This is a genomic window from Methanothermobacter sp. KEPCO-1 (genome assembly GCF_008033705.1).
Classification (GTDB): Archaea; Methanobacteriota; Methanobacteria; order Methanobacteriales; family Methanothermobacteraceae; genus Methanothermobacter; species Methanothermobacter marburgensis.
In genome coordinates this window covers 1519240-1534208 of record NZ_CP042937.1, presented here as the reverse complement: position 1 = coordinate 1534208, position 14969 = coordinate 1519240, and the positions used below count along the sequence as shown (strand labels likewise).

Annotated in this window: 11 protein-coding genes; 2 read left to right on the top strand and 9 right to left on the bottom strand. The window is 48.6% G+C overall.

The window, feature by feature from the left end:
• Positions 1–19: 19 nt before the first annotated feature.
• Entirely contained in the window at positions 20–901 is an 882-nt protein-coding gene (pdxS, locus tag FVF72_RS08235) for a pyridoxal 5'-phosphate synthase lyase subunit PdxS (protein WP_013295865.1), read from the bottom strand.
• A gap of 164 nt (positions 902–1065) precedes the next feature.
• On the opposite strand from pdxS, the gene FVF72_RS08230 reads away from it, so the two are divergent.
• On the top strand, positions 1066–1260 hold the full coding sequence (locus FVF72_RS08230; protein WP_048901204.1) for a hypothetical protein: 195 nt from the start codon (positions 1066–1068) through the stop codon (positions 1258–1260).
• Positions 1261–1286: 26 nt separating this feature from the next.
• Here the strand turns inward: FVF72_RS08230 and FVF72_RS08225 are convergent, their stop codons facing one another.
• From FVF72_RS08225 to FVF72_RS08190, 8 genes are all read right to left on the bottom strand, one after another.
• Positions 1287–2111, bottom strand: a complete 825-nt coding sequence (locus FVF72_RS08225) for a PfkB family carbohydrate kinase (protein ID WP_013295867.1) — start codon at positions 2109–2111, stop codon at positions 1287–1289.
• On the bottom strand, positions 2108–2791 hold the full coding sequence (locus FVF72_RS08220; RefSeq protein WP_013295868.1) for a HisA/HisF family protein: 684 nt from the start codon (positions 2789–2791) through the stop codon (positions 2108–2110). The genes FVF72_RS08225 and FVF72_RS08220 overlap by 4 nt, the downstream gene beginning before the upstream one ends.
• 205 nt (positions 2792–2996) lie before the next feature.
• Positions 2997–3335, bottom strand: a complete 339-nt coding sequence (locus tag FVF72_RS08215; RefSeq protein ID WP_013295869.1) for a DUF2149 domain-containing protein — start codon at positions 3333–3335, stop codon at positions 2997–2999.
• On the bottom strand, positions 3292–3972 hold the full coding sequence (locus FVF72_RS08210) for a MotA/TolQ/ExbB proton channel family protein (protein ID WP_013295870.1): 681 nt from the start codon (positions 3970–3972) through the stop codon (positions 3292–3294). Before FVF72_RS08210 ends, FVF72_RS08215 begins: the two co-directional genes overlap by 44 nt.
• Positions 3973–3988: 16 nt before the next feature.
• Positions 3989–4699: a DUF2162 domain-containing protein gene (locus FVF72_RS08205; protein WP_147671826.1), complete on the bottom strand. Its 711-nt coding sequence runs from the start codon at positions 4697–4699 to the stop codon at positions 3989–3991.
• A gap of 203 nt (positions 4700–4902) precedes the next feature.
• On the bottom strand, positions 4903–9834 hold the full coding sequence (locus tag FVF72_RS08200; RefSeq protein WP_147671825.1) for a cobaltochelatase subunit CobN: 4932 nt from the start codon (positions 9832–9834) through the stop codon (positions 4903–4905).
• 194 nt (positions 9835–10028) lie between these two features.
• Positions 10029–12932 (bottom strand): FmdE family protein, encoded by a 2904-nt coding sequence (locus FVF72_RS08195; RefSeq protein ID WP_147671824.1) that lies wholly within the window; start codon positions 12930–12932, stop codon positions 10029–10031.
• A 361-nt stretch (positions 12933–13293) separates the two neighbouring features.
• Complete coding sequence (locus tag FVF72_RS08190; protein WP_147671823.1) at positions 13294–14091, bottom strand: nicotianamine synthase family protein; 798 nt, start codon at positions 14089–14091, stop codon at positions 13294–13296.
• 202 nt (positions 14092–14293) lie between these two features.
• Here FVF72_RS08190 and FVF72_RS08185 point away from each other — a divergent pair, with 202 nt between their 5' ends.
• On the top strand, positions 14294–14797 hold the full coding sequence (locus FVF72_RS08185; RefSeq protein ID WP_147671822.1) for a GNAT family N-acetyltransferase: 504 nt from the start codon (positions 14294–14296) through the stop codon (positions 14795–14797).
• The last annotated feature ends 172 nt before the right edge of the window (positions 14798–14969 follow it).

Genomic DNA, 14969 nt, shown 5'->3' with positions numbered 1-14969 from the left:
AAATTAATAATTGAGGGGGTCACCATCCCCTATCCTGCATTCTACCCTCTTCAGGGATCTCGCTGATTTCAAGGCCCCTCATGGCTGTGCCAAGGCCCCTTGAAACCTCCGCTATGACCTCAGGTTCGTCGTAGTGGGCTGTGGCCTCAACAATGGCCCTCGCATATCCCTCAGGGTTATCTGACTTGAATATTCCAGAACCCACAAAAACGCCATCGGCGCCAAGCTGCATCATGAGTGCTGCGTCTGCGGGTGTTGCAACCCCACCAGCTGCGAAGTTAACTACGGGGAGCTTTCCAAGGCGGGCTGTTTCCCTCACAAGTTCAAGGGGAGCCTCAATCTTCCTTGCGAATTCCCAGAGTTCCTCTTCCTCCTTGTTCTGGATCTCCCTGATCTCACCCATCATTATCCTCATGTGCCTAACGGCCTCAACGATGTTACCAGTTCCAGGTTCCCCCTTGGTCCTTATCATGGCTGCGCCCTCGTCTATCCTCCTGAGTGCCTCCCCAAGGTTTCTTGCACCGCACACAAATGGGACAGTGAACTTCTTCTTGTCTATGTGGAAGCGCTCATCTGCAGGGGTTAGGACCTCGCTCTCATCTATCATGTCAACCCCAAGGGCCTCAAGGACCTGGGCCTCCACGAAGTGTCCTATCCTGACCTTGGCCATCACAGGTATGGACACTGCGTCCATTATCTCCTGAACCTTATTGGGATCGGCCATCCTTGCAACTCCTCCAGAGGCCCTTATATCCGCGGGTACCTTCTCAAGGGCCATTACAGCGACTGCCCCTGAGTCCTCTGCAATTGCAGCCTGTTCAGCGTTGACAACGTCCATTATAACGCCGCCCTTGGTCATCTTTGCAAATCCCTTCTTGAGTACTTCTGTACCATGCAGCATGATCAATCTCCTCCTGTTAGAATAAACAGCACATTTATATCTGAAAACCAACTGTTAAATATCTTGCCCGGGTTGCTGCTCCCGAAAATATTTAAGATGAGGAATCATAACATAAGCAGAGGATGATGAATCATAGCTAAACCAGCAGGTTTTCCGTGATAAAAATGGTGGCAGGAACATTCACAGGGTCTGTGATTTACTCACATGCTGTACCCGCAATTCTTGGATTTACAGGACTGATACTCCTATGTAACGGTATGATGGATGATAAGAGGGACCAGGTGCTTGCAGGTCTCGGTTTATTCTTTGCAGCAGGGCTGCTTCCGTTCATCATACTGCCCCTGATCCTTGGTATCTGAAACCATTCCATTGGGAAGCGATTCACTTAAATTTTTCCCTCAAGCTTTCTTGTTGCCATGAGTGATGCAAAGTTTCCGGCAGCCTCAGGGTCAGAGGTCCTCCTCATATGGACATAGGCAGCCATGTATGTATCCCCCAGCCCTGTTGGGTCAAGTTCCCTTTCTGCAGTAACAGCCATTATCCTTATGAGGGACCCCTTATGGGATATCAGGGAGCCCCTGGGTCCACAGGTCACTATGACCTCACCGCAGTGTTCACTGAGTATCCCAATAGCCCCCATGATGTCACTGGAAACTGCTCGAAGTTCGTTGATATCAAGAAAAGCACCACTCCCCGCCTCCAGGACCCGAGGGATTTTCTTCCTGAATTTCAGTCTGACCATGTCTCCCGCAGGGTATCTCAGGTAGCCCTGAAGTCCTGTGTAGAGCCTGTGCCTTTTTCCCAGAAACTCCAGGGTCTCCAGGGGTATGTCTGAGGGCAGAAGAGGCCCTGCAAGGACGGCGGTCCACTCCTCCCTTGCAATTGTTTCAATATCCCCAATTTCAATTGGGTTACTGGCAAAATTGGACCTCTGGATCCTCCTCGAGGTATCCCCGTTATCATAGATATTCTCAAACTCAACCGTTGAGTCCCTGTAAAGGGGTATTATGTTTGTATTGGACGGGAATTCACCGAGAAGGCGCCTGTCAGCCTCTGACAGGGTTACAACTGCCGTGTGGTCAACCCCAAGGTGTGAGAGTAGCCGGGAATAGTAGTAAACGGCGCCCCCCACCCTGGACTCTGTGGAGTTCCTCCTCACTATCCGGTCCATGCTAACAGGACCAATAAGGAGGTACCTTTCTTTGTTCACCCGGGCCTCACCATCCCCTCATGGAGAGCCCTTCCAACAAGAACCTTCCTCACACCCATGGCCTCAAATTCAGGTATCTCGTTGGGTAGAACACCGCCACCGGGTATCACCCTCCTGATGATTGGCCTGAAGAGTTCAAGGAGGTCCCTGTTGAACCCTGAGGATGTGCCAACTGCCCCCAGGTCAAGGAGTATAACGTCAGACTCATAGCCGAGGAGGAGGTCCCTGAATTCTTCAAGTTCAAGGTCAATGTTCTCTGAGTGGAGTTTCATGTCCTTAACATCCACGCTTACAACGGTCCTCTCTGGGGGATATGTTTTAAGGATGTATTCAAGTTCCTCTGTACTCTCAAGGGTCTCTGTTGCGGCAACAACCCGTGATGCAAACTGGAGCATGAATCTGAATGTCTCCCTGTTTTTTACCCCTGCGTCGAGGGTTACCGGCAGCACATGGTTAACCCTTCCTACGCTATCAAGATTGGATCCTGTGCCCTCGATGGCGTCAAGGTCGGCTATGTAGATTGACCGTGCCCCGGCTGCCCTGAGGGAGAGTGCTATATTCACAGGGTCGGGGGCTGACGAGAACACAGTCTCGAGGGGTCTGTAATTTTCACGTTCACCTGATTTGCCGGCTACCGCTATACCTCCCCTCAGATCAATAACAGGTATGACTTCAATCATATGGATACCTCTAAGAAGAAGTGAAATATCAGAACTCATTTTGGGTTTGGGATATTTAAAGTTTTCAGAGAAAATGGGAATGGTAAGCCACATGAACCATATCATCTGAAGTTTTCAGAAAAACTAAAAAATGGGAACGGGTAAACTACCCCTGAACCATTACCATCAAACTTTCCAGAAAAAAACTAAAAATTAGAATGGTAAGCTACCCCTGAACCATTATAAGCTTACCTGTCTTGGGGTCCCTGTAAACTGTTCCCATCTCAACGTATCCCTGACCAGACCCCGAACTGGTCTCGGGAGTGTTGTTGAGCTCCTGGCCCTTCTGAACCTCAACTGCCTTCTTCATTGCCTCCATGGTTTCCTGACGCTCCTGTGGAGTCATGTCAGCGAATACGACATTCTGCATGTTCCAGGAGAGCACCAGGAATATGAGGAAGCCCACAGACAGGACCAGCATGGCATCAACCAGGTTTGCGCTTCCGGCCATCGGGTCCTCTTCATTTTGATCCGACAGGAGCCTTCGCCGGCGTCTGAGCGGCATTATCCATCACCTCCAGCACTGCCTCGGCCATGGTCTCAAGGTTTGAGAGGTACTCCTCATACCATCTGCGCCTGACCTTTGAGATTACGTAGGCTATACCCCCTGATGCCAGGCCCACGACTGTTGTGTCAAAGGCTATGATGATGGCCTGGGCCAGTGTATTTATATCCCCTGCACCGAGGGCTGCCAGGCCGGGCCCCATGGGTATGAGTGTCCCCATAAGACCAAGGGTTGGTCCGAGCCTTGTCACGATGTCCGTCTTCTCGAGGCTCTTTGCAGCCTTGAGCTCCTCGTTCTCTATGAGTTTCCTTGCAAGGGCCTCCCTTGATTTGGGTCCCAGTTCTGAAGTCTCCGCAATATTTGTAAGGACCTCCTTCTGGCTCTGTGGTATCTCCATTGAATTTACAACCTCAATTATCCTCTCAGGGGTTCCTGGATTGGAAATTGATTTTATAGCGGATTCCAGTTCCCTGATGTCAGTCCTTATTCTTCCAGAGTACTCTGACATTAGCCCGCCAAGAGTTATTATTGCATAGACCATGAATAACAGGAGCCCTGCTATAACAGGTATGAGGAGACTCTGGGAGACAACGTGTAGTGCGCCGCTCAGTATTTCACTGCCGGGTACTGCAACCATATCCTATCACCTCTCCTTATTCTATGAAAGTGCTCTTTCTCTTGTTAAGGTAAATTCCAAGTCCCATGAGCGCCAGTGTCCCCAGCACAACATATATTATGGTGTTTATGCCTGGAACCGTCAGTGGCGTCATTTTCATGCTCATGGCGCTGTTCACATTTGGAAGCACAATGGCAGCTGTCAGGAAGTAGAGACCGGCAAAAAGCATGAAGTTGCCCAGCAGAACAGGGTAGGGTTTATTGATTGCTGATGCGACTCCATTGGCAAATAAATAGAAGAACGCTATGAAGGCTACCAGAATTATTCCGGAATATTTGCCGAGTGTGATTGCTGATACACCGAGTATGGGTGATACAAGTATTATGCTGACGATCACCGCCCCGAAACAGCAGGGGCAGGGCGCCACCATTGCAACGCACGCAGTCTTTGCTGTGTCCCTCCTGTGTTCCTTCCACTCACGGAGGGTGTGCACACCGGCAAATATCAGAATGGATGCCATTATGATTGTTATCAGTGAACTGTAGGTGTTGAAGAAGCCCTGAATCGAGTTCATGTAGGCATTTGCAAGGGCTGCAAGACCATATATGCCAAGACCGTAACCCGCCGTTATTAGGGCGGCCATCTTCCTTGATAGCCCCGCGAAACCCATTGCCAGTCCAATCTTCACGCCGAATATCAGTAAAACCGATAGGATTCCCGCCTGCCAAAGTAGGTTTGCCATGTCCATGTTCCACACCTTCTCTTTTCAACTTTATAATAATTACTATATAAATTAAATTATTACTATTTCGCAGGATTAAAGCAGTATTTTAATACCATATTTCTTATTACTATTAGGCCCTAATGAGTAATAACTCATTCAAACAATTTTTATTAGAATTAAAGTAAATCTGATATTTAATGTTTTCTAAAAAATAAATTATGGTGGGCCTACCTCCTTCCAGGTCCAAGGAAGTATCCCACACCCACAAGTACCAGTATGGCTGCTATACCTGCCACTCCATATAACGGGAACTCTGTTCTCTGATTGACCGCTGAATGAGTTTCTTTCACCTCATAGGATTTCTGCTGACCTGCCTCTTCACCGGCTGAATCCTGTGAAGAATCTGAAACAACTGCCTGTGAAGCCGCGGAGGTTCTTCCAGCAGAACCATCAGCGGAAGTTCTTCCAGAGGATCCGCCACCTGTGGCTGAAGGGCCTGTTGTGGGTCCTGTGGATGGATTCTCACCTGGATTCACATCACCGGATGGTTCAGGTGCAAACACCGACGCCCCTGTTGCCGCATAGAGTGCTGCAGTGAATTTCTTCCTGAGATCAGAGGACATGTACTGGCTGATCCACTTCATCAGTTCCCTGTCACCGCAGACCGATCCTGAACATGAAACACCATTCTCGGCAACGTAATTTCCAAGGCACTCTGCAATGAATGCAAGCTGCTCACTCCTGGCATTCCACTGGCCCCTGTTTGCCATCTCGGCAAAATGTGCCAGTATGTCCATTGCGGCGTAGGGGTTCTTTGAATAGGCTGTCTTCAGTCCAAGATTGTATTTATCTGCAACCACAGCGTCATAGTACTCATCCCAGAAGCCACTGTCAAGGAGTTCAGGCACCGTGTATTCCCATCCCACCAAGTGGGATGTGTACTTGGCTATGGTCCTTGGCCCCTGATACCCCTCATTAATGATTGCCTTGATCCACTCGGGATTCAGGTACCTTGTTCTGTATTCAATGGCTATAAACTGCTTCAGTGACATGACCCGGGGATTGCCTGGGTTTGCATATCTCAGTACGTAGAGTTCCGGGGCCCTTCCATTGTTCATCATCTCGATAGCCATTGAAAGGCCGCCGAAGTAGTCGAAGTAGTCGTCGTTATCAACAACCCCATACAGGTTGGTGTTTCTGCTGTGGTATGCCGTTTGAATACCCTTGAGGAGTTCCTTGAAGGTTTCGGGCATTGAAACGCCCCAGGAACGTTCACTGTATGCATGGCTCATCCTGTTGAAGTAGATGTCTGCAAGTTCGCTTCTGTCGTTCCAGGTCCATGACACCTCTGTACCCTTACTGACACCGGCACCGTAATCACCAACAGGCGGTGCGAAGATCCTTGTGATGGCGATTTCACCTGCATCAGTGGCGTTAAGACCCGCCTGCATGTACCTCAGGGTATCATTGATCCAGTGGAGTGCAATGTAGTTGGTGCGCAGAGGCTCGCTTCCCCTGAAGTTTGTATACTTGGCATCAACAAGTGTCTGCAGCACATGGTCAAGTGATGTTTTAAGTGACGGATAGGCCGCGACTATCTCACTGTATGAAGCGGCAAGGGCAACCCTGTATGCCCTGTCCATGTTGATGAGGAGCCTCGGGAACAGGTCCCTGAAGAGTCCGCTTGTTGTTACGATTGGATCCACCCTGGGCCTTTCTGTGAAGTTTGAAAGTCCAGATGCGGACCTTACTGAATTGATATCTGCGAGTAACTGTGAGAGTGGTGTCGCCTTAAGGTTGGAAGCTGACCCCGTGGATGACCAGGTGGGCTCCACACCCATAAGCCTCAGGACAAATGAGACCATGGTACCGTCGTCACGCACCGTCTCAACACACCAGACAACCGCAGCCACCTTCTCAGGGATCCTGTCAAACTGTGCAAGTGCCATGTCAGCCAGGCGTTTACCCAGATTCCATGCTGTCTTTGTTGGCATCAGGTTTTCTGAGACCGCATAGAAGTTGCTGCCTGTTGGAAGCGCTGAGGGGTTCCTTACAGGGTCATTTCCTGGTCTTGGTGTTATAAATCCTCCGTTCAGTGCATCGAGAAGTGAGTCCATCTCTGAACTGAAGCTCTGGCTTATCAGTGCTGCGTACTCACGTGCCCTGTTGAGAAGCTCAATCACCTGTGAATTGTTTGTAAGGTCCGCTGGTGGTGTGCCACCCATGACCTGCAGTATCCAGCTTATGGTGATATTGTTGAGCTCCTCTGCCTGCAGTGCCGTGAGGTTGTCAAAATTCCATCCCTTCAGAGATGCTATGAGCCTCTGCAGTGAGGGACTTGATGGTCCGCCATCAGAGGATACCATTGCAGCTGCAAGGAGGGCTATCTCCTCATCGGTCCACCTTAACCCAAAGGTATGGAGACCGACAGGCATGAGTGTCTGCTGGAGCACCACAAGGTAATCCTCAACCCTTTCAATGTCCTCTGCAGTGAAGTTATCTGGACTGATACCAATCTCTGCTGCTATGTTGAGCTTTATGACTAGGTTCCTTATTGAATTGAAGTACTCCTGTTTGAGTGGGCTTGCATCGGGTGTCTTTGTATAATCGTCAATGAGGGCTCTGAGTTCTGAGAGGTCCCCGTAGAGCTGTGTTGTCTTCATTGGGGGTGTGAGGTGGTCCACTATAACCGCATAGCCCCTCCTCTTGGACTGTATGCCCTCACCAACACCGTCCATGATGTAGATGTAGACTGAGGGCTTTGTACCGGCACATATCTGTGAGAAGTCAAAGTTGCTGAGTGCGACCTGCTTTCTGGGGAGCCACTCGTATGTTGCATGTCTGCCTATGTGGACCTGGGCATCCGCATTGAACACCGTGTTAACCCATGCATACCATGCAAGGTACTGGTGTGGTGGTGCCACGACCGTGCTGTGGTAGAGTTTATCAACGTCTGCCTCCCATCCCCTCTGGGGTTCAGGGCCAATGAATACGTTGCCAAACATTATACCTGGTATGACGATGTACTTTCTGCCGTTTCTCTCCACTGTCATGACATTACCTGGCGGGGCACCCCATCCATTGAATCCGGGAACTGCAAGGGACTGGAATTCATTTTTGAAGTTATAGAACATGCTCCACGGTGCATCTGTGCTCTGACCTGTCCTTGCATTGTTGAGAACTGATTTCAGTGCTTCTGTCATGTTCCTTATGAGAACTGATGCCTGCTGTGCCTTCTCAGGATAGGTGTTTGCAAGTGATATCATCTCAGAGGACCACTTATCAAGGGTATTCATGGCTGCGGTGTATGCGGTGTCACTGGAGACGTAGCTGAGCGCGAGCTTAACCATCTCCTCAATGTAACCCACAGGACCCTCCACGACCTGTTTTCTTGCAATCGGGTTCAGGGTCTGGAACCATGCATAGTATTCCTCCGCATCCCAGAGGATGATGGAGGTTTTATTTGCAAGTTTCTCGAGTTCCCCTGGTGCCCATGTTGCAACGTTTATTCCCCTCTCAGTGAGGAGCTTCACAAGGTCGTCTGCACTCTGAGGAAAACCTGAAACATTGTACCCTGAGCTCTGGAGTGCCCTTAGTATTTCAACGAGAGTTTCAGGTACGTTGAGGTAACTGGCACCTATGTTACCCTTACCTGGAGGGTAATTGTAGTAGATGAGTGCTATTCTTTTCTGGGAGTTTGCCAGGTATCTGAGCCTGACCCAGTTGCTGATTCGCTGCACCAGGTAGTTCATCTGCTCATCTATCGGCGTGTATGCGACTATTTCAACCCCTGTTACACTGTCAATACTCTTTGCCGGTGCGGCAACGAATATGGGCTCTATTATACCCTGGGTCTCTGGAATGGCTATCTGGTAATAGGTGTCACTCCAGAGAAGCCCGTCCTCTGATACTAACCATTCGCCCTCTTCCCTCTTTGTTGATATCATCGCCCTGAATACAGGCACATTCATTCTCTCAAGAAGAGCTGCGGTCTGATTCACGAAGCCAGAACCCAGTGTGAATGTTGTGAAACTCACAAGGGCATCTATCCTGTACCTGTAGGCTGAGGGGTTGGCCTCATACTCCGCTGCTGTGACCACACGTGATGGGTTTGCAGGGTCATAGACGAAGAACTTTACCATTGCCGAATAGATGTTGAGTGGCTGTGTACCGTTAACACCAGAATATGCCCCAACAACGGGTATCACGTTCATTCCACTGGCTGTGAGCCTGGCTATTATGCTGTCAAAGTGGGCCATATCCCCTGAAAGGAGCACGCTATCAAGGCCAGCTATTCCAACAGTGGGTCGTGATGAGTTGAGTGGGTATGCTGCAAGGTAATCAGCGAGGCTGGTAAAGACCCTACCGTCACGGTAGAGCATCTCCGCTGGAATGGTTATGGGTGCTGCAGGTTCCCATTCAGATGGCCATGTTCCTCCATTCATCACCGTGAAGTTCTTAAGAAGCAGCTTGAACTGGTTTTCATAGTTCACGGTTCCCTTCTTTGCATAGTAGAGACCGTAGGTCACCCAGGGTGCAAGCTGAGGGTACGTATTAACATAGGCCCTCAGACGTGCCTCGTTGGAGTTTTTGAGGTCATAGAGGATTGTGTTCTTTGTATCGGTGTTACCAATCACCGAGGCATCTATACCCTGGAATATGCGTACACCATTGATCTGTGACATGTTTGTGAGGTCCGGGTCACTTTCAAGGACCAGGAATATCTTGTTTGGCCTGTTAGCTGCGATTTCAGGGTAGTCCCTCATAACATTCCTGAAGTTACCTGAGTCAAAGAGCCACTCTGCAATAACGATATCAGCAGACTCGATGAGGCTTTTAAGTTCAGAGGAGTTCATCCTTGATATCTGTGTGGTGGTTCTCACCTCAAACCTGACCGTCCATGTTGACCTGTTCTGGGGGTTGTACCCTGGCTGTGAAGGGTTTATGAGGTCCATGACCTTCTTTGCCGCGTCGTTGGTCATCTTGGAACTGGTTGAAGAGTGTATGACAAGTACGACAGGATCTCTGATTTCATGCGTGCTGTTCACTGTTAGGTTTCCTGAATCACCTCCTGCGGTGCTGTTATCTGCAGCTGCCACTGTCTGGCAGAATATAACCATGAAGAGAACTGCTATCAGTGTAAGTAGCTGTTTTCTCATGACTTTTCACCTCCCTTTATTTTTTTTAAATTTACGGTAACCCCTCTGAGTTATGTCATTAAAATAAATTATTATTACATTATACAGAATACTTTAAAAATAAATTATTATTTAACCTAAAATATTACTTAATTTAAATATCAATCAAGAAAAAGTAATAATCCTCTGGATAAAAAAATAAATAATTGGGGTGTTTATTTTCCTGCTCCGCCCCTGAGGAATCCGAAGGCCACAAGACCAGCAGCCACAAGGACACCCACGATACCATAGACGTACCATGACCCATCACTGCCAGAAGTTGAGGTTGCATTGGTAACCTCATAGGCCCTCTTACCCTCAGCTGTCGCAGGTTCCTCTGAAACCTCTGATGCTGCACTCACATCAGCCGGTGAAGCACTGTACTCCACACCTGGTGTGTAACCTGCATGACCTGCGGTACCATGGGAACCTGAGGGTAAACCACCGGTTGAACCACCCGTGGAGCCACCGGTTGAACCACCAGGTATACCGCCCTGGTTTCCGTTCTGGCTTCCGCCATTGTTCACCGGGATGAGGTCCTCAAGTGTCCTGTTTGCAGGGAGCCCCTTCACATAGGCTATTGGCTGACCACTGGCGCCTGAGAGGATCATCTGAAGTTCACTCTCAGTGATGTACCTCTCAGCGTCATAGGTTACAACCGGCCCTGAGATCATATAGCTTGGTGTTTCACCCTTGTAGAGGCTTATGAAACCTGCTATCTGTTTTTCCCTCTTCGCATCGCTGGTGACGCAGTCGCTCACATCGAAGGTCGGCCATTTGAAGTCCAGGACCACTGCCTTTCCAACCTTGTTCTTGTTGTCCCATATCACAAGGATTCCCTCAATGCTACCGCCGTATGCATACTCATTCTCAGGGTCGTTATCTGATCCAGGTACGCGCAGGTTGAAGTAGGTTCCCTGTCCAGGTGAGACCCCGAGGCGGTATACGATGGCGTCGTCCTTGCAGTAGATGGTGTTACCAAGGTAGATGTAGTTCTCGTTTTCCTTGAGGGGGTAGTTCTTGAATATGTACTCTGTTATCAGGTAACCAGGTGATACACCGGGACATGCGTGGTCGTGGAAGAGGAATGTCAGTATCTGGTCGTATGGTGGATCATTTCTCCATGCGTTTGCTATGCTCTGTATGTTGAACCAGCCATCCTTTGCAAAGACCTTTGAGACCTTGTTGCTGAGCTGTGTGCTGTTCAGGGTTCTTGGTCCGATGTCATTCACAAATTTACCGTCTGATGCATTGCTTGCGATTAGCTGACCGGTTGTTGGGTCATAGTAGATGTAGACTGCATCCATTGTCACCCCATCGTAGCCCCTCAGGACGAATGTGAACCAGAGTGGTTTCCAGAGCGGCCTGTGAACCGGGAGAAGTGTTGCCCTGCTGAGCCTTGAGCCGAGAACATCAAATACTCCGTCCCAGGCGGCACTCATATCCTGACCGTTAACCCTTGAGTAACCGGCTGATGTGAGTACCACGAGGTCCCTGTCGTCCTTTTCAAGGTTTATACCCTTCTCTGTGAGGAATAGCTGTTTTGCAAGGTTGGCTGCGTCAGCACCGATTTTCCTGATCTGCTCGTATGTCAGGTTACCCCATGTGAAGGTATTGCTTTCACGGGTTGCATTTGGAAGTCCAAGGCTGTCTATGTAGGCCATGTCAAGTCCATGGGCGACCTGTGGTGGAATCTGGTAGGTTATGTTGTTGACCTTATCTGTCACGTTGGCACCGCTTTCGCTTCCCAGGAGATAGTAGTAGTGGGTCGCATTGAGGCCCTTAAGTTCCCTTACTATGGTCACAAGGGACGTTGGGTCCTGTTTCACCTTGGATATGAGCCATGCGTTGAATTCAAGTTCTGTTTTTTTGCCTGTCTGCTGCTGGAACTGTTTCCTGAGTGCCTCCTTGTCGAACTTCATCACTATGAGGTCACCCTTGAGGGTGTTGGGGTTCCATCTTATGAAGCCAACCAGGTTTGTGTCGGCACCTGTGGCCGTGGTGTTGAATCCGCTGTAGGATCCTCCCTTACCTGGTGTGGTGTCAAGGAACATGAGCAGTGAATCGTCATCTGAGTCCCCTGGGACACCCACTGTCACGTAACTTGTTATCTCACCTGGTGAGCCAGGGTTGGTGAAGTCCATGACCGGTGGGTAGTACTTTAATAGTGTGAGACTCATTGCATAACCGCTGATGGTACCGAGGCACATGTGACCATGGAATGCTGCAGCCCTGAGGAGATCAGATGGTGCGCCCTGCATCCATGCGTTTGAAAGGCTTGCAACCGGAAACGCGTAGTTTCCGTATTTGCTTACCAGAAGGTTCCAGTTTGCCTCAGTCATGTTCTTCAGAAGGTCGATTGTGTAAACTGGTTTTCCGTTGACTGTTTTGATTACAACCGGTGATGTGCTTGCATTCTTGAAGTAAACACCCACCAGTGTGCTGCCCCTCTGTAGTATGAAGAACGTGTCCAGGGGGTCAACAGGTGACTTCCTTATTACAAGCAGGTTCCCCTTACCATAGGTTACACGGCCACCTGCTTGGTTAAGTATTCCCTCAATGACGTCCTCTGTGGTATCGTTCCTGTACTTAACAATACCGGCAGTTGTTATGACGAGCACGTTTCCCTTCGAGAAGTTCAGGATCTGATCTGCCCTCCTGGTGATCTCCCTTCCCAGTTTGTAGGCGTCTGTAGCGTTCATTTTAAGTGAAAGCAGTGCGTAGTATTTGGTATCCAGTGGATTCGCCGGGTTGGTTGATAGGGTGAATTCATGTACTAGGTCCCTGTAGCCCGGTGCTGTTACCTTTATCCGGAATTTCGTGGTGTTTGTGACGTTCTGGTAATTGAAGATGATCTTTGTCCTGTTGGCTGCCGGGTCAAAGGTCTTTGTGAAGTTGATCTTTGATCCGTTTGCATCGGTGATACAGTTTATGTCAGGGTTGATGCGGGGGTTGTCGTCTGCAAATTCGTACTTTACATCCACCCCCACCTCACATGCTGTGTCTACTGCGCTCACTGAACCCGTCAGTGCGACAGCAACGAGAAGAACCATGAAAACCATGAAATACTGTCTTCTCATAACATTTTTCACCTCCTTTAAGTTCTGTAATGTTTAATAATGTACAGAATGAGTAGGAGTAATAACATATATAATTATTTTGTTAATACTTTAGAGGCTGATAAAAGGCAAAATGTAATACTTAGTTTCAGTTAAAAAAGAGGGGATTCATGGGAAGGTCCCATGAACTGATTGCTGGAGGGAAAATTTATTATTAAACACCATGATGGTGTTATAGTTAAAATTGCAAACCAAACATATTTAATATTTTCTATTTTAATATTCATAATAATTATCGGGCCTAGACTGCCGGAATGGTAATAAAGAGATAATGTGATCTTTAAAAAAGTTCAAATGTTCCTGATTTGATCATACAGAAACATCACGGGCACTTAAAAACAAGCACTGAGGTATTGTTAACCTTACCTGAAGGCAGCACAATCCCCGCCCTTCTGAATCCCGCCACATCCTCATCAGTCACGGGGGCGTAGAGAATCGCCCTCATTCCCGTGTAAGTCCTGTATATAACCCTGGTATCAGGGTTCACATACCTGTGTATATTCCTGAAAACCCTCCTCTTGGGTTCTGCAAGGGCAGCCACCATAACAACGTCAAAGTCGAGATCCGCCAGTGCGGTCTCATCACCAGTGATCACATCCACATCTCCAGGTTCAAGTCTTTCTATCACTCCACGGGAGATATCAGCTATCTCAGGTTCAATCTCAACAACATGGACCCTCATACCATAGATATCTGCAAGGAGTATCCCTGTGAGTGGTAGTGGCCCTCCCCCAATGAATACAGCGCGCTCCCCACTCCTGAATCTACCAAGGGCAGCCTCATTTTTGAGGAGCTGGATGTACCTTGGGTAGAAATAGAATGATTTCAGGGTCTCCCATGGAGAATCTGAGTCTTTAACCTCCGCCGCCTTCTCCAGTTCAAGTCTCATGCCAAGGTTAACATAGAAGGTTCTTATGACCCTGAGGGCATGGTTCATATCAGCATCGTCAAGTATGTGCCTGGCTGATTCAAAGTCAATGGATGAATCATGGGCTATCTCCTCGATCTCGTCAAGGAGGGGTATGACCCTGAATGTGTCCATCCTGTCGAAGTGGTGGTCCATCCCCTCAAGCATGGATGCGATCCTCTTTATCTTATTCCAGTAGATGTAGCAGCTCATGTGGGGTTCTCCATGATGGTAATTAATTAAACAGCAGTCTTTATAAGACTTCACAGCATATATAATATGTGTACGAAATCAGGTATTACTATGGAGCATATATGCCCTTAAAAATTAATACTGAATGGTGGTTGATATTATTCTGATTACCATTCCCCAAACAGAAAGTGAAATTGAATCCATAAGAAGATTCCTGTTTGATATGATCAGGCGGGAATTTGGCTACGGGTACATACCCGACTACCACCGGGACATCATGGAATTCAGGGAACACTACCTAAATCCACCAGGTAATACCTTCATCTCTGCCTCTCTGGGTAGAAAAGTAATCGGGACCCTGGGACTCCGTGCCTATGACCGTGAATTTGAGGGCTTCAGTTATGATCCTGAGACAACAGCAGGTCTGTGGAGGGTCTTTGTGCATGAGGACCACAGGAGACGGGGGATCGCGTCACTCCTTGTTGGTATCGCAGAGGCCCATGCAGCCAGAATGGGATACAGGAGGATGTACCTCCATACGCACAAACATGTGCGGGGTGCACTTGAATTCTGGCTCTCAATGGGTTACCGGGTGACCCTTGACACCGGCAACGAACTCAACACGGTCCACATGGAAAAACCCCTTAAACCTGTTGGAAGCCCAGATAAACTCAGCACAATCCACATGCAGAAACCCTTTAAAACCCGCAAAGTACTTCAATACTGATTTCTGGAGTGGATATCAGGGAAATCTTATTTTGACTAGAAAAGAGGAGGAACAGGGCATCAGATGACATTTTTTTGAGCGAAAGGATTGTAGCTGGATGCCCTGTTGAGCTGGCTTACTCTGGTAAGCTAGGAGGAATTCATGCTCATATGATGGTTGGCACAGGATATAT

Bases quoted from the DNA above. Each gene is read 5' to 3' on its own strand.
- pdxS (WP_013295865.1), bottom strand. From the start codon at position 901: ATGCTGCATGGTACAGAAGTACTCAAGAAGGGATTTGCAAAGATGACC.
- FVF72_RS08230 (WP_048901204.1), top strand. From the start codon at position 1,066: ATGGTGGCAGGAACATTCACAGGGTCTGTGATTTACTCACATGCTGTA.
- FVF72_RS08220 (WP_013295868.1), bottom strand. From the start codon at position 2,791: ATGATTGAAGTCATACCTGTTATTGATCTGAGGGGAGGTATAGCGGTA.
- FVF72_RS08215 (WP_013295869.1), bottom strand. From the start codon at position 3,335: ATGCCGCTCAGACGCCGGCGAAGGCTCCTGTCGGATCAAAATGAAGAG.
- FVF72_RS08210 (WP_013295870.1), bottom strand. From the start codon at position 3,972: ATGGTTGCAGTACCCGGCAGTGAAATACTGAGCGGCGCACTACACGTT.
- FVF72_RS08205 (WP_147671826.1), bottom strand. From the start codon at position 4,699: ATGGACATGGCAAACCTACTTTGGCAGGCGGGAATCCTATCGGTTTTA.
- FVF72_RS08200 (WP_147671825.1), bottom strand. From the start codon at position 9,834: ATGAGAAAACAGCTACTTACACTGATAGCAGTTCTCTTCATGGTTATA.
- FVF72_RS08195 (WP_147671824.1), bottom strand. From the start codon at position 12,932: ATGAGAAGACAGTATTTCATGGTTTTCATGGTTCTTCTCGTTGCTGTC.
- FVF72_RS08190 (WP_147671823.1), bottom strand. From the start codon at position 14,091: ATGAGCTGCTACATCTACTGGAATAAGATAAAGAGGATCGCATCCATG.
- FVF72_RS08185 (WP_147671822.1), top strand. From the start codon at position 14,294: ATGATCAGGCGGGAATTTGGCTACGGGTACATACCCGACTACCACCGG.